At 55.8% G+C, this 18,547-nt stretch carries 11 protein-coding genes; 7 read left to right on the plus strand and 4 right to left on the minus strand.

What is annotated here, in order from left to right:
• On the minus strand, positions 1 to 675 hold the full coding sequence (locus tag BV210_RS02500; protein ID WP_077205117.1) for a recombinase family protein: 675 nt from the start codon (positions 673 to 675) through the stop codon (positions 1 to 3).
• A 539-nt stretch (positions 676 to 1,214) separates the two neighbouring features.
• Here BV210_RS02500 and BV210_RS02505 point away from each other — a divergent pair.
• The 7 genes from BV210_RS02505 (at position 1,215) to BV210_RS02535 (ending at position 14,663) form a co-directional block, all read left to right on the plus strand.
• A complete protein-coding gene (locus BV210_RS02505) occupies positions 1,215 to 3,680 on the plus strand; it encodes a DrmE family protein (protein ID WP_077205118.1) in 2,466 nt (821 codons plus the stop codon).
• A 204-nt stretch (positions 3,681 to 3,884) separates the two neighbouring features.
• On the plus strand, positions 3,885 to 7,592 hold the full coding sequence (locus BV210_RS02510; RefSeq protein WP_077205119.1) for a helicase-related protein: 3,708 nt from the start codon (positions 3,885 to 3,887) through the stop codon (positions 7,590 to 7,592).
• A gap of 2 nt (positions 7,593 to 7,594) precedes the next feature.
• Positions 7,595 to 9,544 (plus strand): DUF1998 domain-containing protein, encoded by a 1,950-nt coding sequence (locus BV210_RS02515; protein ID WP_077205120.1) that lies wholly within the window; start codon positions 7,595 to 7,597, stop codon positions 9,542 to 9,544.
• Positions 9,541 to 10,428, plus strand: coding sequence for a phosphatidylserine/phosphatidylglycerophosphate/cardiolipin synthase family protein (locus BV210_RS02520; protein WP_157525768.1), 888 nt, complete (start codon positions 9,541 to 9,543; stop codon positions 10,426 to 10,428). Before BV210_RS02515 ends, BV210_RS02520 begins: the two co-directional genes overlap by 4 nt.
• Before the next feature lie 76 nt (positions 10,429 to 10,504).
• Positions 10,505 to 12,709 carry a DUF262 domain-containing protein gene (locus tag BV210_RS02525; RefSeq protein WP_077205122.1) on the plus strand — a complete coding sequence of 735 codons (2,205 nt, stop codon included), beginning with the start codon at positions 10,505 to 10,507 and terminating at the stop codon, positions 12,707 to 12,709.
• Positions 12,710 to 12,898: 189 nt separating this feature from the next.
• Entirely contained in the window at positions 12,899 to 13,906 is a 1,008-nt protein-coding gene (locus BV210_RS02530; protein ID WP_077205123.1) for a hypothetical protein, read from the plus strand.
• A complete protein-coding gene (locus tag BV210_RS02535; RefSeq protein WP_077205124.1) occupies positions 13,899 to 14,663 on the plus strand; it encodes a hypothetical protein in 765 nt (254 codons plus the stop codon). Before BV210_RS02530 ends, BV210_RS02535 begins: the two co-directional genes overlap by 8 nt.
• A gap of 7 nt (positions 14,664 to 14,670) precedes the next feature.
• Here BV210_RS02535 and BV210_RS02540 read toward each other — a convergent pair whose 3' ends face one another.
• From BV210_RS02540 to BV210_RS02550, 3 genes are read right to left on the minus strand one after another with little or no spacing between them, the layout of a single operon-like run.
• On the minus strand, positions 14,671 to 15,363 hold the full coding sequence (locus BV210_RS02540; RefSeq protein ID WP_077205125.1) for a DUF6339 family protein: 693 nt from the start codon (positions 15,361 to 15,363) through the stop codon (positions 14,671 to 14,673).
• A gap of 1 nt (position 15,364) precedes the next feature.
• Complete coding sequence (locus BV210_RS02545) at positions 15,365 to 16,396, minus strand: hypothetical protein (protein WP_077207942.1); 1,032 nt, start codon at positions 16,394 to 16,396, stop codon at positions 15,365 to 15,367.
• Positions 16,389 to 18,302, minus strand: coding sequence for a hypothetical protein (locus tag BV210_RS02550; protein WP_077205126.1), 1,914 nt, complete (start codon positions 18,300 to 18,302; stop codon positions 16,389 to 16,391). Before BV210_RS02550 ends, BV210_RS02545 begins: the two co-directional genes overlap by 8 nt.
• Between the last annotated feature and the right edge of the window lie 245 nt (positions 18,303 to 18,547).

Here is an 18,547-nt window from a genome sequence, read left to right on the forward strand (position 1 = left end):
CTATACCGCCTCGTCGAGATACATCTCTTTCCGGTCGACGATATTCCGGACTGCTGATCGAGAGATTCCCGCGTGGTTCGCGGTCGATCGGATGGACTTGTCCTCCTTTTCGATTCGCTCGATCACTGCCAGTGCAGTGTCGAAGTTCTCGTTGGGGACGAGGTAGCCCTCGTCATCGGTGTCGAATCCGTACGGTGGCCGGCCGAGATGTTTTCCGGCTGCTTCCGCCGCTGCCAGCCCAGCCATAGTCCGCTCTTTGTTCAGCTTCGCCTCAAGTTCCGCCGCCATCCCCAGCAACTGGAGGACCATCTCGTCGTCAACCAGGCCGTCGCCGGCGTCCTCGCCGATGTGGAGATCGGCGTCGATGATGTGGACCGAGACGTCGTTGTCGTCGACGAGCCTGCCGACGGTCCGGTTCAGGTCGCGCATGTTACGTGCGATCCGAGAGACCTCGCGCACAACCACGCGATCGATCTCGCCGTCTTTCGCTAGCTCCATGAGCTCCCGGTAGCCCGACCGGTCGGTGTCGGTCCCCGTGGACTGGTCCTGGAGAACGCGAACATTCCCGGGCTTGACGTCGAGCGTCTCGGTGGTGTACTCCCACGCGGATTTCTTCTGTCCCTCGAGGGATTGCTCCTCAGTCGAGACTCGCGCGTAGATCGCAGTATCGCTCACGTTTCCAACATGGTTGCTAGCTATATAAAAAATACACCTTTAGCACAGGCTGTTGTAAACCGGAGGGTTACTACCACGGTTGGCCGCGAATTTCGATTATTCTAATGTTCAATTCCCTCAAAGACAGAGTGTCGGCTGAGTTTGATTCAAGCGATAATCACGACCACAGATAGTCCCTGATTTGCCCCAGATATTTTGGAGAGAATATGACACCCAGACTAATAGCCGGTACGTATATTACGAAATCGGATTTTCTATCATCAGAGGACAACTTCAAACCAAATTCCGATCGGCTTGTCTTCGTCCATTAGCTGGATCCACTGATATGGGACAATATCGAACTGTTAGCATTTTCATAGCTCGTTCGAGACTATAACCCCTGGTCCGAAATCAGAAATCCATTCTAGGACACTGTAGGGTGCCCGATCTGCACCAATAATTTGCAATTCAAGCGCTCTCAAAAGTTTCAACCACCGGGCACGCTTGAATCGTATGATCATCAGTAAAGTATTTCCAGGCCGGTACGTTTTGTCAGAGTTGTGCCGCTTACCGCTCTCTTCGACACTCCAGCGGTTAAGTCGCCGTTCATTTCGTCCGGCAATCTCGCCGACGAAGAGCGACTAGTCTACTTCCCGGCCACGACGAGAGTACACGCAGGCCTTATCAGCGCGATGGTAGAGCGTGGCCAGGATCTGGTCATCGTGACACCGTCCGACAGAGCAGAATTTCTGCACCTCCACGCCCTAGAAGCTCTCTTCGGACCCAAGGTAGATGGCCGCAACGCGGTCTTCTTGCTCAGCTCCAACACAGAATTCCGTGAGCGGTTCCGACAGCTTGCTCCGACGTCAATGCGTCCACCACACGACAAGTCTCGCTACGCGCGTGAGGAGACCCCGATAGCTAACGTGACGAAAGATGGGTCACTAGCGACAGTAACGAAGAACCTGAACCATCCCGACAAGCCTGCGCGGTTTCTCTTCTCGTACACGAGTACGCGTATTCCTTCGAACGATGTCGGAGACCGAATTCGGTGTGTAATCTACGACGACTCTGTAAAGTACGACGAAGAACGCCTCCTCCGATTACGGAAATGGAAACAGCGAAACGACGTGCCCGCAATAGTCTACTTTACGAGCAATCCGACGTCAGACCTCGTGGAGAAACTACGTGGACGAGCATTTCTCTGGGCGTGGCCACCTCGGCTGTTGTCTGCCGTAGTCAAGAGTGATCAAGATAGTGGGCACGAGTGGATAGGTACCGACGAGGAAGTGAGTCCGACAACCCGCCGTGCCCAGGTCGTCGCCAGGCGGGAGCAGAACCGCGTTTCGGGCCTCTCCATCGAGGTCCATACGTGCGGTGACGGTGACCTCCTCACAGCCCTGAAACGGGCAAACGACCGTCGGGCGAGGTTCGAGTACTTGGCACGAGAGTTGAACGCCGACATCCTCAAGCGTGGCCAGCAGCTTGTGCGGTACGCTCTAGGGAGTTTCCGCGAACTCTTGACCCCACTTGACGTGGCCGACTTTCACGCCCGGCGGACGACGATATCGAGCCGGCTTGCGCAGCTTGATCGGTTCGCGGGCCGCATTGCGTCTGATCCCGAGGCGAATCCCGCAACCGGCACGTTCCGGGACGTAGTCTCAGCTCTCGAAGAGCTGGAGGAACTGTGGGACAATGTACCTGCAAGCGACAAGAAACAGGGCGTGCTCGTCGATAACCTGCTCTACGGTGCGCTCGACAGGGGGGACTCGATTTCCGTCGTCACGGCGACAGAAAGTCAACAGCAAGCACTCACGACGTTCCTCCAGTCTGAGCACGCTGCTCTCTACCGTGACCTGGGTGACGACCTATCGATACACGACACTCGCAGTGTTCGCTCGGCCGACCCGACGGACCACGTCGTCCTCTACGGCGCACTTCGTTGGGGCGACCGTGATCTCCTCCGCACCGACGTCGCAACAGACGCTATCGTCTTGGCGTATCCCATCGAGATGGGCCTCCTCCACTCACAGGTGGACGCCTTGGAGGATTCCTTCGAGTCGATTGCGGACAAAACGTTCTGGAAGGTGATCGACAAGCTGACCCGTATCACTACGGACGAACGCGCGGACGTCGAACGTGTGAACATTGACCTCCCCGAGTACGAAGAACCCAATACGAGCGATCTCGGTGAAGACATCTCCGTAGACGAGGCCGAAGGAGAAGACTTGGGCGAAATCGTGCGAGGGTACGAGACAGATTACGAGGATAGTGAAGACTTCGACCCAACCGAGTACGAGACGTCCTCCACGCACCAGACGACTACCTCTGGGGGACAGACCGAAACCGACTGTCTCGACGTCCACTTTGACGGCGGCCTTTCCATGTACCTCCGCAAAGACACCGAAGTGTACACAGTACGCGAAGGCCACGACAAACTGTTCAAGAAGACCGCTTCGCGCCTCAAGGAACACGACGTCATCGTCCACCTGGGGGACACCGACGAGATGCGTGACCAGCTGTACGCGTTGATTCGTGAACGCGGGGATGTCGGACTGTACTACTATGCGAACTTGTGGAAAGTCAACCTTGAAGCCGCCTTGGAGGAGACCGGTGACGATCTAGACGACTTCGTGGAGAAGATGGAACAACAAGGTCTAGACAAGAACCGCGGCACCTACGAGCGGTGGTACAAGATGGAAGTTCACCGGACGCGATCGAAGAAGAGCTTCTGGGCCATCGCAGATGCGTACGATCTAGACGGCGTGAAAGAGAACTTCAGCCAGGTGTGGAACGCCGTCCAGGAGATGGAGACTATATACAGTCGTCTGAAGAAAGCACTCAGACAGACAGCACTTCGATCTGCCGCCGACGGAACACTGGACGACGTGATGCTGTCGGAGAGTCCGGACATCCGGCTCAGTGACTTCGAGATCGGGAAGTACCTCTTCCGACTCGAAGTCCAATCGATAGAAGAGGGTGTCAAGGCCAAGAGTTCACAGATAGTACGACTACGTGGGTTCTAACCACTTCGTAATGTCTTTGGTTAGTTAGATTTTGTCTGAATGAACTACACCATCCTGGTTCTTGCTGCGTTCCTCCACTCTGAGGCCGTCAGACGGTAACTGAAACGAGTGGACCGAGTAACCCACTCTGGTTCCCCAGTTAGTCCGTCGTCCCGAATCGGTCTACCTCCCTAAACTTATGACACTCTGCGATGACGAGAGGGTATGGGCCTTGGGCCGCGTGAAATTCCACCACAATCCGACTCTCGCGGGTACGTTCGACCACCGGACGACGCGTACGAGATAGATGAAGACGACAAGGATTATCAGCAGCACCAAGCCGTCAACAACGTTCTACTGGAACGACTCGTCGAACGAATCACGGGACGAGGCGACTACGGTCAGACCGTCTACGACGTCAATCCGAAGGACCAGTTCTTCGCAGGCGCGCTAGCGAGCCAGTACCAGTACCGCGAAGCGCAAGAGTCCGACGACGCGTTCGGGAACATCGCCACGCGAGTCGCACCCTTCACTATGGGGCTCCAGTTCAAGCTCCCGGCGTCAGTTCCGGACGACGAGACGGTGAAGATCAACCCGACTGCGAAGGTCTACTATCGCCGTCTACCGACCTACGAGGAGCAACAGGAGTTTGGTGGGCCCGTCGGATTCGATCCGGAGATTGCCGAAGACGATGCGCTCACACCGCCTGAAGAGGACGAAGAGTCCGAGGCAGAAGATTCCGCGGACGAAGAATCCGGAGAGTATCCTGGAGATGACGCGTCGCTAGAGGAACTCCGACCAGTGTACGAACGAGTTCAGATCGACGCTGGCCCTCTCAGAGTTACCGCGGGCGACCTAAAGCGAGCCGCAAAGTCCGACGGCGAGCTGTCCCCACTCACGGCCGACGATGCGTTGACAGACGCGATGGAGACCTACCGGCAAGACGAGCGCCGGTACCGGGAGCCGGACCCGCCGGAAGAGGTAGACAGTCGTAACGAGGACAAGATTCCGGAAACTGCTCTGGAAGACGAGGAAACCTTCGAGACGTTCTTAGAACAACGATTCAGTGGAGACACGCCGACGCCAGTGTGGGATTTCGAGATATCACTCACAGCCCAATACGACGAGGACGACATCATCGTCTCCGTCTCCTTCGTGAACAAACACGGTATTGAGTATCCCGATGCGCTTGACCCTAAAGGCGAGGAGTGGCGGGCTTTCTTCTTCGACGTCAACTCCGAAGTTTCTGTCGAGGAGACTCCAATTGAGCCGTTCGTCTCCGACGAGATCAGGAACGAGTACCACTACGATCCCGAGATGGACGGTCTCGGACGCAACTGTAGCGTCGAACGAACCGATCCCACCACGATAGAGACGGTGACCGTTCCGATTCACGAGCAGCGGAAGTACCGTAGCCGAGAGACGCTCTCAGCCCCGTTCAGCGACTTCGCCTGGGGGACTATCGAGACGCACTTGGACCGCATCTCTCGGGAGATGGAAGAAGCCCGGGAACAATACGAGTCGATGCGCTCCGAAGTCCTGACCGACCGGAGCGACGAAGCACGCGAGAAGTTCGACGAGAACCTCGAGGCGTTCGAGAAGGAACGACGGCGCTTTGACCAAGGCCGAAAACTCATCCGGGACGACGTAGGCCACAGTCGGGCGGCGTTCAAGTTCATGAACCAGACTTTCGACCAGATGGGGGAGAAGTACGAGGAGTGGTACCTCTTCCAGATCATCTACATCGTCATGGCCATCCCGGACATCGTGGCCCAAACCGAAGATATCGACGCCGAGGACCACTGTTTGGACGAGGTTGACGTGATCTACTTCCCGACTGGGGGCGGGAAGACCGAGGCGTACCTCGGGCTCGTCGTGTTTACCGCGTTTCGAGATCGACTCCGGGGGAAAGCTCACGGAACGACTGCGCTCACGAAGTTCCCGCTTCGCCTGCTCTCCCTCCAACAACTACAGCGGATCGCAGACGTCTTCGCACAAGCGGAGCTGATTCGCCGTCGTGAGTGCCCAGACACCGACGAGTTCAGCCTCGGGTACTTCGTCGGGAGTGGGAACACCCCAAACCAACTGATGGAGACGGACGAGGACGGTAATCTCACCGATAATATCAGCTTGGTGAAAGAGGAGGACAGTCGATACGCAGAGAAGTGGAAGATCGTGACGACGTGTCCGTTCTGTGGTGAGGACGCCGTCAAGCTGGACGGCGACTACGACCGGATGCGCCTCCTCCACATCTGTACGAACGACGACTGTGAAGAAGAGGAGCTCCCAATCTACGTGACGGACCGAGAGGTCTATCGGTACGCTCCGACCTTCGTAGTGAGCACGATTGACAAGATCGCGGTAGTCGGGATGCAACGCCGTTTCCGTACCCTCTTCGGACGGTTGAAGAAACGCTGCCCGAAGCACGGGTTCTCGGGAGAAAACCAATGTCTGGTTGCGAACCGGGGATACTCACGGTACAGTTGTGACGAAGACGTAGATGACGTTGACCCAGTAGACCCACCGTCGATCCTAATTCAGGACGAACTCCACTTGCTCCGAGAGGAGTTCGGCGCGTTCGATTCCCACTACGAGACGTTCCTCCAGGAGTGGGCCAACCGGGTCGGTGACGGATGGGACATCAAGAACGTCACCGCGACGGCGACGATCAAGGGTGCCGAGAACCAGGTTCACGCCCTCTACTGGAAAGACGTGAACACCTACCCCTCTCCGGGCCCGCTCCTCAAACAGTCGTTCTATGCGTACGAGGACCCACACCGACTCGGTCGTCGCATCGTCGGTTCGGTCCCCCACAACGTATCGCGGACGTACGCGCTGGTTGAGGTTCTCCGAGAGTACGCCGACGTTGTCCAACACTATCAGCGGAACCCGGACGAACTCTTGGCGGCATTAGAACGGGAACACCATCGTACGACACCGTACGGGGAGGTCGTTGACCTCGGCCTTCCCGACGATGATTCGGAGAAGCGGAACGCTGTCCTGGAGATCTTGGAGTACTACGATGCGCAGGTTGCGTACAACATCCAGAAGGTAGATAGCGACCGTCTCCAGCGTGCCGTCCCCTCAATGATCAACCCGTGGCTGGAGACACGGGACGAAGAGCGCGATGCGCTGAACTCCGTAGTGATGAGCGGTGAGACGGGTTTTGATGTCGTTCGTGACGTGTTAGAACGTCTCGAATCGGAGGATCCCGACGACCCTGTGGACATCGTGAACGCGACGAGCATGATCTCCCACGGCGTCGACGTGGACACGCTGAACTTCATTTCGTTCTTCGGAATGCCACGACAGACGGCGGAGTACATCCAGGCGTACTCTCGTGTCGGTCGCCACGTCACCGGTACCGTCTTTGACCTGTTCAATCCGGTCCACGTCCGCGACCGCTCCCACTACACACGGTTCGACCGGTACCACGACTTCCAGGACCTCCTCGTCGAAGCGACCCCGCTGGAACGGTGGGCCGAGTTCGCCGTGAGCTGCACGATGCCGGGTATCTTCGCTGCGACGCTCCTCCAGTACTACGACGAGCAACTCGAATCCTCCGCCGGGCGCGTGTACCTCTACGACTCGTTCCGAGAAGCACAGCGTGCGGGCGATCTCGACAAGGACGAGCTCCTCGAATTCGTGAAGCGGTCCTACTGTGTCACGTCCGACCAGCGCCCTGAATGGGCGGAGGATCGGACGGTCGATCTCTACGAGCGGAAAGTCGAGCGAGAGTTCGAAGATATCTGGGAACGGTGCATGTCCGGCCACCCGAAGGACGGTTACCAAGGATGGATCGGGAACATGATCAAGCGTAGTGAGGACGACCGAGGACCGATGCGGAGTCTACGGGATATCGACGAGCAGCTCCCAGTCGACGTCGATACGGGTACCGCACAGGTGCTGAATATGTTTGACAGGAGGCAGTAATCATGGCAGATTCAGAGATGAAACGCGGTCTGGCGCAGGTGATGTATCGGTTCGGTCCCAAGTCGCTGTTCGACTACGGACGACGGGGACTGTCGATGAAAGTATCGCGGTGGGAGACAGACAAGGTCAGTTCGCTCGACGCGAACTACGTCGCCGAACAGATTGCCACCCACGCGTCCAGCTTCCGCAACGACGACGAGGACCCTTGGGTGGATCTCACAGTGGACGACGTAGATTTCCGCCGACCAAACCGCGTCGTCGGATCACTCTACCCCCTGACCATGTACTGTCAGAACCGGAGTTGCCACCGGGTCGTGAGTAAGAAAGAGCCCAGTCACTTCTTCTACACCAACGGGGAGTGCCCCGAGTGTGGCAGTGAACTCCGGCAGCTCGCCTTCGTTCTCGTGCACGACTGCGGGAACATGATGTCGATCAACCCGCAACCCTGTAGCAACCCGGACCACGGATACGACAACATCTACCTCAACAAGCAGAACATCAACGACCCCCTCTCCTGGTACTTCTACTGTGGTGAGTGTGGCGACTTCTGTGGGAACATGTCGAAGCGTTGTACCAAGTGCAACAAGGAGCGAGTCTACTTCCGTCCGATAGCGAGCAACTCCGTTTACTACTCCCAAGGCGACGTCCTCGTCAACCTTCCAATCGACCAACGATACAGCGGCGACATCGAATACGGTGAGAGCTGGGCCCGCATACTGATGGCCGCTCACCTCGGTGACCTCGACGACGTCGTCGAAGAGGAGGGGAAGACCTACGAAGAACTCGGTCGGATGACGACCGACGAACGCGACGCGAAACGCCGGGAGAAGCAGATAGAGGACCTGAAGGAGAAAGTGGGCGCAGAACAGGTCGAAAAGATGATCGAGAGCGGAGTGGATCTCGGAGACGTCTTTGACGTCGCGGAAGACACGATAAAGGGTTCGACGCGAGAGGAGGTCGTGGAAGAGAACCGCGAACGTGTCGAGCTCCCCTCCCAGCGAGGCGGCGAAAGTGACGTAGATCAGGCGTACTCGACGCTCTCTCACGAACTCTTCACCTACCTGCGCTCGACTCAGGGATACGAAGGGAATCTAGATGCTACGGACGGGATGGAGCGGCAACCCACTCCTCTGTCCCTAGACGGTCTTTTGGACCAGGATGATTTCCTCGAATCGAACCCGGAGGCAGAGGTTTACCCGGAAAAACTCCAGAAAGTGAACATAGCGTCGGCGTGGGTCGTGGACAATCTCCCCCTGCTGAACTACACGTTCGGGTTCACCCGGGACCGCCCCGAACGGTCTCGGACTGATCTACAGCCTTTCCCACACCCCCGGGGCGAGGACAGCACCCCTGTCTACGTTGACCAAACTCCCTCTGAGGCCATCGTCCTCCAAGTGGACCGATCCGCGATCATCGAGTGGCTGGACGAGAAGGGAACACTGCGTGGTGTTGAGCGTCCCGATACAGACGATGAGAGTGACCTCAAGGAGTGGTTCTTGGAGAACGTGGACACCAACGAACTCCGTGACCACTACTCGCCCATAGAAGACGAGCTCACACGGGAAGTGTACACGCTCCTCCACTCGATGAGCCACGCGCTGATGCGGACGGCGAGCGGACAGTGTGGTCTCGACAGCAACAGCATCTCGGAGTACGTTATGCCAAGCATTCCGGCGATCTTCCTCTACGCGAGCAGCACGGAACACTTCTCCCTAGGAGGGATGCACACACTGTTCAAGACGAGGATTCACCCGTGGGTTGACGAGACTATCGCGGATGTCCAGCAGTGCGTGTACGACCCCGTATGTGAACACGAGGACGGTGCCTGCCACGCGTGCCTTCACATGAGTGAAGTCGCTTGCGAGAGCGCCAACGGGAACCTCGACCGCCGATATCTAGTCGGCGACGACAGAGGTCGAATACCCGCGTTCTGGGAGTCAGAGTACGTGTGACCGACGATCACGATTCAATCTGTTCGAACTTTGCGGTGGTTCGCCAGTTCGATGATCTTGACCGTGTCGTCGCTATCCGAGACACCATCTTGGCTCTTGACCACAGCGACGTAACTCGGGCAGACGTTGATCGGGGGTTAGAAACACCGCTGACAACCCGAGAAATGGCTGCCCTCTTCACCTGTCTTCAGAAGAACGGAGCAGCAACTCAATCAGCGACCGACGAGCGGGGGTTTGCGGACTACACTTTCGAGGTCGATCCTCTCGAAGTGGATCGAGTACTGACCCAGCAAGCCGCGGTGATTGCATCCGACGGTCGTTCCTCCCAAACGGGCCAGGACGACGTCGTCGAGTTCGTGGCCACACTTCCGGGAGGATTCGAACCGACTTCCGCACGCGTCCGTTCGATCCCAGACATCGCCTCTACGATCCGCAACCAAGTGTTCGACGCCGATTCGTCGGTCCGAATCGCCAACCCGTACTTCGATCCATCACTCGAACTCGTGGCCGACCTTGCGAGTCTCCCCCAACGAGGTGTCGAGACACGACTACTGACCCGAGAAACCGCAGACGAGGAAGGCGATACACGAACGACGCTCAATAAGATGTGGGACTTGATCGACAAGGACCACCGCGACAACTTCGAGGTGAGAGACCTCTACCGATGGGACGAGAAACAGGGCTCTCAGGCGTTTGCGACTCACGCGAAGATCGTGATCGTTGACGATAGGGTCTGCTACGTCGGAAGCGCGAACCTGACTGATACGAGTCTCTCGACTAACTTCGAGTTCGGCGTCGTCGTGGAAGGTGACATAGTCAAGGAGGCCGCGACGGTGTTCGACGAAGTGTTCGAGTACTCGTACCCAGTTGATCTCCCGATATAGCCGGGATACTGCTCGTGTCTTGAGGGTGAAAGCTATTACATACTTTAATGGTGCTCGCCGTGACCTGTTTTATCACATGCAGCACGGCGATCCAATCAGGCCCGATGACGAACCAATTGGGTCCTATATTGAGGGATTGAAACAGAAGGAGTATCAGATCCCTACCTTCCAACGGGAGGTCGTTTGGGAACGGGACAACATCAAGAAGTTGTGGGACAGTATCTATCGTTTTTATCCCATCGGAAGTATCCTTATCTGGAATTCTGATACCGAGCTTGAAAAGCACCGGGAAATCGGTGGTCACGAAATAAACGATCCAGATAAAAATTCAAATTTCAACTACATTCTTGACGGGCAGCAGCGGACAACTTCCCTGCTAACCTCTCTGTACGGCGTGAAGGGAGAATGGGAAGGTGACTTTGATCCCACGTTGTATATCGACTTGACTGTTGAGGAAGCAGATGACGTGGACGATGCCAACTATAAGCGGCGATTTCTCTTTGAGGACGAAGTTGACGACGACAGCGAGCATGTTTTCAAAATTATTGATATCTACAAAGATCCGTGGGAGATTGACGATCAGCTAGCTGCCCAGGGGCTTGAAAACGGGCATCCAATCAGAGATCGGTTGCGGAGTTTCAGTAAAGTCCTGCAGCAGTATCGAATCCCGTTCATCAAACTGCGTGATATAGAGATCAACGAAGTTACTGAGATTTTCGAGCGAGTTAATCAGGAAGGAGAGCCCCTTGACATCTTCGATATCATCGTGGCCAAGACTTTCCGTCCGACTGGACATCCCGACGGCGGATTCTATCTCCGTGAAATGATAGAGGATTTCCGGGAAAACACAGAAGGCGAGTTCGTCAGCATCTCGAACAAGACGTATTTAGAGATGTTGGCTATGATCATCAAGTATCACGTGGACGATAATGAGGTCAACAATATTACAAATAGATTCCTTAACGAAATCAAAACCCACCACATTGAAGCGGTGTGGGACGAAGCCAAGCGGGCCTTCCGCATGACGTTTGATTTCTTCGAAAACCATCTTAATCTCAAAGGCCCGAATCTAATTCCCTTCCGGTACTTCTACATCACCGTCGCATTTTATTTTTACGAGAACGACGACCCAGACTACGACTTCCTCAAGAAATACTTCTGGTTCTACTCATTCCAGTCCGAGAACCTGCTCCGGCATACCGGACATCTCCGTCAGGATCACCTTGACCCGCTTTATGATGAAAAGACCGGTGGCGAATTTGAGTTTGAGGAGTTCCGACTTAACAAGCACGATCTCCGATCAGCATCGTACAGCTACCAGGGACGGTTCTCGCGGGCAATTCTCGCGTTCATAGCCTCACATGACCCCAAAGACTGGAAACATTATGACCGTTCGGTCCTCACAGACGTGTACTATCAACTTCAGAAGGAACCGAATCTCCACCACATCTTCCCACGTAACTTCATCGAAAATTATCCCGGAGAAGACGAGTACGACGAAGATAGCTTGATGAATATCGCGTATCTCCCGCAGATCACGAACTTAGAAATCAGTGATCGGAATCCAGTCGAGTATCTCCGGGATTACGATGGTGACGGGTTTGAGGCAGTGTTGGCGTCACACCTTATTCCGCAGGTACTGCTCGAGTGGAGTAGAGACGACGATGTCGGCTACAAGACCCTTGATGAATTCATCAACCGACGTGTCGAACTCTTCATTTCCGAGATTGATGACCATCTAGAGGGAATCCCGCTCAACGTACACGACTCCGCCGCTCAAGACACCGATGTGCGAGTCCTAATTGAAGATGGAGAGACACAGACGACGGAATTCAAATCCACTCTCCGAACTGACGTGAAGGATCAAGGGATGCCGATGGGTCGCGTTGAGTATCAGTGTCTCAAGACGATTAATGGGTTCCTCAATTCCACTGAGGGTGGGACGTTGCTCATTGGCGTGGAGGACGATGGGAATATCTACGGACTTGAAGACGACTATGAAACGTTTAGCGAGGAACAGAAGCGAGAGGTATTCCAACGCCACCTCCATGACATTATCGGGTCGGCTATGGAGCCGCGGTTCAACGACTTCATTGATGTCTCGTTCGTCACGATGGAGAACAAGGACGTCTGCGTCGTGAACATCGATCATGCTTCGAGGCCAGCACATCTTGAAAATCAAGGTGAGCAGGAGTTCTATCTCCGACAGGGCAATCGAACGATTCCGCTTGACCCTAAGCAAATGGTAGAGTACATCAACGACGAGTTTGAAGACTCCTGAGTTGCTCTTCGGTGGACTGATCCTGGGATGGAACTCACCCTCTGTATCCAGCACGCGCTTCAAATCTGTTAATGGGGTTTCAACAGACCCAGAAAGATACTTATGCGAGTAGTACAATCGCCTTAGTACACTTACTTTCACGTACTTCGTGTCGAACATTCGAACGCCCGTTCCCGAGGTAATACGGTAATGCACCCGGACGCCCCGCCGGACGAGTCTAACGTCCTCGAAAAAGTCGAGACTGCCCTGAAACAGGCAGTGAGAGAGCACTCCGACCTAAACTGGGAGTACGGGACTCGGATCAAGAGGCAGAAGTACACGTACCTCGCGGTCAAGCACTTCACCGGTGACGACGAGACGTTCCCGGTCACGTATAGCTGGTACAAGTTCGGGGCCGTGATGCCAGCGGCTCCGAAGTCGGGGACAGTCGGTCCAACGAGCACGCAGATGCCCACACCGGACGCACGCGAGTCGGGGATATTCACGGCGGCCTTCGACGACATCGTCGATTTCTACCGACGCAGTGACTTCACACCCAACTTAGACCAGGACTGGTGGTATGCGAGCGACCTGGACTTCCTGGCGGCATTCTACGAGTCACACGCGCCAGAGGAGTATCGGGACTTGTACCTGGGGAACGTGTCGCTCCGGCAACACCTCGATTCCGCGTTAGAGGCGGTTCGGACGGCTCGACGGGGATCATCAGCAGATCAGCCTTCTCAGGTGTTCGGCACAGAGCGGTACGAGGATGTCGGGCGAGCTGCTGCTCAAATCCACCTCGGCCTGGTAGGTACCGACTTCCTGAGTCAGACTCTCGACGAAGTCCGAGAGTTTACAAATCTAGTAGAGGACGCGTTTCTCGTCCTCAGTCAGACGCGTGCTTCAGAAGTCACGGAGTCACAGGTGACCGTGCTGGAAGAACTGAAGCAGGTCTACAACGAGTGGATCTGGGAGTATCCCGCCCTTTTGATGTCGAAAGAAACCGCGAAGGGTCCGAACGCCTCGACCCTGCGGAAGTGGTCTGTCCAGAAGCACTTCACTGTGGAGGACAATCTACAGAAACACATCGACAGTGTTGGTCAATCCTGTGTGGATGCTGGTCTAGTTCCGACCTCAGATCAGTACCCGGAACACGAAGACGACGTTGAAACTATCAGTCGAGCCAATGCGCTCCAAGCGATGCGTCGAGATGAGTGAAATTGTACCCGCAGGGGAGGTAGAGGACCTTTTCACCGATACCTGCGTGTTGTTCGCTTACGCTGTCGAAGGGGAGGCAGACGCAAATAGGCTCTTTGAAGACACCGATCTCGACAAAGTAGCCAGCGAGCGCATCAAGCGCGAGTTCGTCTCGGTAGCTGATCGGCACCAAGACATCCACCGAGAGCTCCTTGAGTTTGCTGCGAAGGGCGATCTGGACGAGTACGAGCCCACCGATCTGGACCAGAAGAACGACGTGCGGTACGTTATCGACCTGTACTCCGACCTCACCGAGATGGACGACGTCGAAGTAGTTCGTCGATTGAACGAGCTGATCAATCGGCTGGAGAAGGCGAGAAACGAACTCTTCGAGACCGACGGAGTCCTCACTGTCCTGGCCATCGATGGGGTTGACGCTCGGCTAGTTGGTCTGCTCCGCGGTGTCGTCGAGAACGAGGACGATATCAGAGTTCTCTGTGATGCAGCTGCGTGGAGCCGAAATGGCGGATCAGGTACATTTCTCACTGAAGACACTGAAGACCTCTTGGGAAGCGACGAGGATACAGGAAGTGCTGTAGAAGGTGGTGAAGCGGACGAGAGCGGTGATGGTCTTCCCGACTCCTTCACGGATTTCCTGGGCTCAGAAAACAAGTCCGTACCGGAACGAATCAACGACCAGATAGTGAGTCGATACGATACTGACTCAGCGTTACAGATCCTCTCGATAGAAGATTTTCTCACTATCGAGGCTAAGTGAGAGGTCCTTACCGAGACTCCGCAACGATTTGTCTGATCATCTCTCGTGCCTCGTTCTCTGACAGTCCTTCAAGCTGCACGTTCGTCAGTGCGTGATTGAACCGTCGCGTCGTCTCGTCTATGACACGCGACGGTTCGTCCGCGAGTTCGTCACACATGGCTCGAACGGCGGGTTGGTAGCGCGCGAACCAGCGGTCGAAGACTTTGTTGACCATCGTCTGGTTGGCAAAGACCGCGTCAGTCGTCGAGTAATCGTCGCCACGGGACGTGAGCTCCGCGATCCACCAGAGACGGTGGATGGCGTTTGAGTACAAGTCGGAGCCCGCACCGAGGAACTTTTCTCTCATCGCGGCTTCGGAGCGATACTCCCAGCGGTGGCGTACGAACTCGGGATACTGATCAACCGCGATCCAGTGCCAGAGGCCTGGATCACCAGCAGTCCGCCGAGTGATGTCCAGGCACCGGTGCACATCTTCGGCGAGGGCCCCGTCCATCGCGGTGTCGGTCTCAGAGTGCTCAGCCAAGATCTTCTCGACCCTCGAGTTGAGTGTCTGGAGATCACCTGTCGCTCCACCTGGCATCGGTTCTACGTACTCGTCCAATGCCTCGTCGGGGATCTCTGCTTCACCCTTGAGGAACTCCTCACCGACGAGTCTCCGACCGTCTTCGACGAATCGATGTAGTCGTTCTTCCTCGGCCATATCAGATCCGGAGTCCTTCTTCCATGAGGTTGATCAGTTGTGTTCTCGGGTCGATGTATTCCTGTAGTTCTCTGTCGATCCTATCCATCAAATGAGGCAACGCTTCGGGGTCGGAAACGTCTGCTCGCAGCATGTGTGCAGCTTCAGAGACATCGTCTACCTCGTATAGATTACGAGCGAATGTGTCGACGACAGTTTGCTGCCAATCGTGTTCTACGTCGCCATCTTCGTCTATAGCGCAGGCCGCACGGACGATCAACTGGGACCAGACACCGTAACTGATCTCGTCGAGGATCACGTCTCGCATCCGAGCCTCGGCCCCGACCGACCCTTGGCTCTGGAGTATGTCGGTGATGCGAGGGTGATCCGAGTTGATCCAGAGCTTCGGGCGACTCTCGTTTCGGAAGTCGAGGTAGTAGAGCTTGTCACCTTCAGGGAGGTGAGGTGTGCGTGAGAAGCTGACTTCTTCACCGTCGATCGCCGGTGGTTGCTCTCCTGGCGGGAGATCGACGACCACGGAATAGATCGTTCCACTCGCTAGCCTGAAATTCTTCTTTCCAGCGTATCGTCCATCTGTCGGCCCATCCTCCGTTCGAACGAGGTAGGGGCGAAGCTCGACCGTCCCCCTGACCATCTCTTTCGGTATCCTCACCGTGGCGTTGTACGAATCAGGAGCAGTGGGTTCGTCGGATATGACCGTCTTGTCACGATATATCGTCTCGTGACAACGCACCGCGACGTAGAGTTTTGCTGGAGGATCGTCGCGCTCTTGCTCTGGAAAGACAGCTTCGACGGTCTCCTCTGGGACGTTGAGACGACCAAACAAGGTGACCTTCTCCCAATCGTCCGCTCCCTCGTCTTCGGGTGACGGAAGCGTTTGCGTTAGATCGACCTCGGTCTGGCCTGCTTTGAGATCCAGTTCTTTGGGCTTCGATCCATCGACAGAGTACTCTTCTAGGTCGAAGTCGAGGCCGGTGTCCCGATATTTGAACGGGAGGGTCGTACTCCTGTGCCGTTGCGTGTGCTTAGTCAAGTTCGTCACCTCCCGTAGTCTGGATCTCCGCCTTGATTTCGATCTGCGTCTCGCCGACTTTACCGCTCAACATGTCGTCTTCGTCTGTGGCACGAGAGTATCCTTCGAACGAGACGTTCTCCGTATTTGCGTCTGCAACTAAGCGAGCAGTCCCGTTCTCGTGAACCTTCGTCACGTTCTCGTCGTCCACAGACATCGAGTCGACGGGAATCTCGTCGGATCTCGAACCGTCTTCGCCGATACCGGTGAGCGATATCTCGGCGGTCCATCCATCGAACTCTTCCACGATTGGTTCGATTCGACCCGAGAACTTCCAGCGCTCTCCGTCGAACTGCGAGGAACTCACGATCTCGAAGACTTCTGCCGGTGTAGAGTTGCCAGTCGTTCTCGGGGCTCCATCCCCATGGATCGGGAAACGGTTCAGCACGTTGTCGGAGAGGATATCTGTGCCTCCGTCACTCTTGGCGAGGAGATGACGGAGACCATCGCGCATCGTATCGAACATATCTTCGAGCGCCGTTCTGAAGCCACGCTGGTATTGTTCTCGTAGATTCTCGGTAGATTCCCATTCGTCGTGTTCTGGAGGTTCGGCGAAACGCAAGAACCGATCGACCTCTTGGTCGGAATCAGAAGGTGGGAAATCGGTGCGTGCCTCTCCACTAGCGAGTATGGCGTGGAAGTTTCGATCACCGAAGGCCACTCGACTCTGATCGTAATACTTCACCACCATCCCTGCCCCCCTGAACAAGGCCACTTTGTTGAGATAGGTATCGTCGTCTGCTGGGGAGGCGAGGCGAGCAGCCAGTCGGACTTCTCCGTCTGGAGTTTCGGAACCATCTGCACGTGGGGGGATGTTTACTGGGATATCTAGTCCTGCTACGTCACCTGGCTCGCCGAGTAGCTGATTTTCATCGAACCTCGATTTGAAACACTCCAGGAAGGGCCTGATCGAAGGGACGTTCTCTGTCTTCGCCTCGTACGTTTCTTCAGGCGTCTCGACAGTTACCTCGAGGTCGTCACGGAAGATGGCCGGCCAGAAATACTTGACAGAGGCCTCCACGAACTCTTCTGCAAGGTCGTCGATCTCTGGTCGTTCGTCCCGGGTTGGGTCTTGGAAATCGACGACCATCGCACTCGTTCCACTGGTGTCGTCCCGCCCGACATGCAGTCGTTCGGCCAGTTGCTCTGCCTCCTCGCCTCGCATGGACATGGGACGGATACCGTCTTCGGTCTCCCGGGTTTCACACAACCATCCAGCACCCTGATACGTAGTATCGTCGTCCGGGAGTTCGTGTGTCGGGAACTTGGATCTCGCTATTACCCGCGGAGCCTGTGTATCCTCGGACACGTCCGTCGGATACGAGTTGAACACTACCGTCGAAGCACCAGAAAACGTCCAGAGTACTGATTTCCCGAGACCGTACGATCCGCCGGCTGTGTCGTCTTGTTTGCTACTGTACAACTCGTCTCGGACGAGAGCGGCGTAGTTAGAATCTTCTTCCCAAGTGCCCGTGAGACCGGTCGTGTTCCTATCCTCCACGATCAGGAGACGTATCTCGGCGTCGGGATCGTCCATCCTTTCCAAGAGATCGCCGTATCTTCGACCGTGTTCGGCTCGCGAGACAGCCTCGAGTCGGTCTTCGAGCCCCTGTTTCCACTCTAACGTATTCAGGAACGCCTCTTTGTCTTCCCCAGACAGAGTGACGAACCGGAAGGTGACCCGTACCGGGTCTTCGTTGTCCAGTCCTTGGTCGTTCGCGTTTTGTAACACTTCGCGGACGAATGCCTCGGCGTCGTGATCAACAGAGTGCTTCGTCGGGTCGTCTCCGTATCGTGGGGCGCCCGGCCCTCCATTGAAGAAGAACCACTCTGCTTCGCCCGCCGTGTCGTGTGGTTTTCGAGTCATTTGTTCAGAATAGATATATTGTCGTTGTATTGGGTGACCTCGATAAACGTGTCGGTCCCCCCTTTCCATCTATCGCCTACTCTGATCGTTCGCCTCACGGTGCTCTCCGAGCGTGGAACTCACCGTTAAATATGAACCGTGGATGATCGGGAGTCAATTCTCCGAAACTCTTGGATAGCGATCCATTTTCAGAGCCATTCAGCGCAGGATCTGCTTATTCCATCGGCATCCGAACCAGTTGAGAA

It is taken from the genome of Halorientalis sp. IM1011, from assembly GCF_001989615.1.
Taxonomy (GTDB): domain Archaea; phylum Halobacteriota; class Halobacteria; order Halobacteriales; family Haloarculaceae; genus Halorientalis.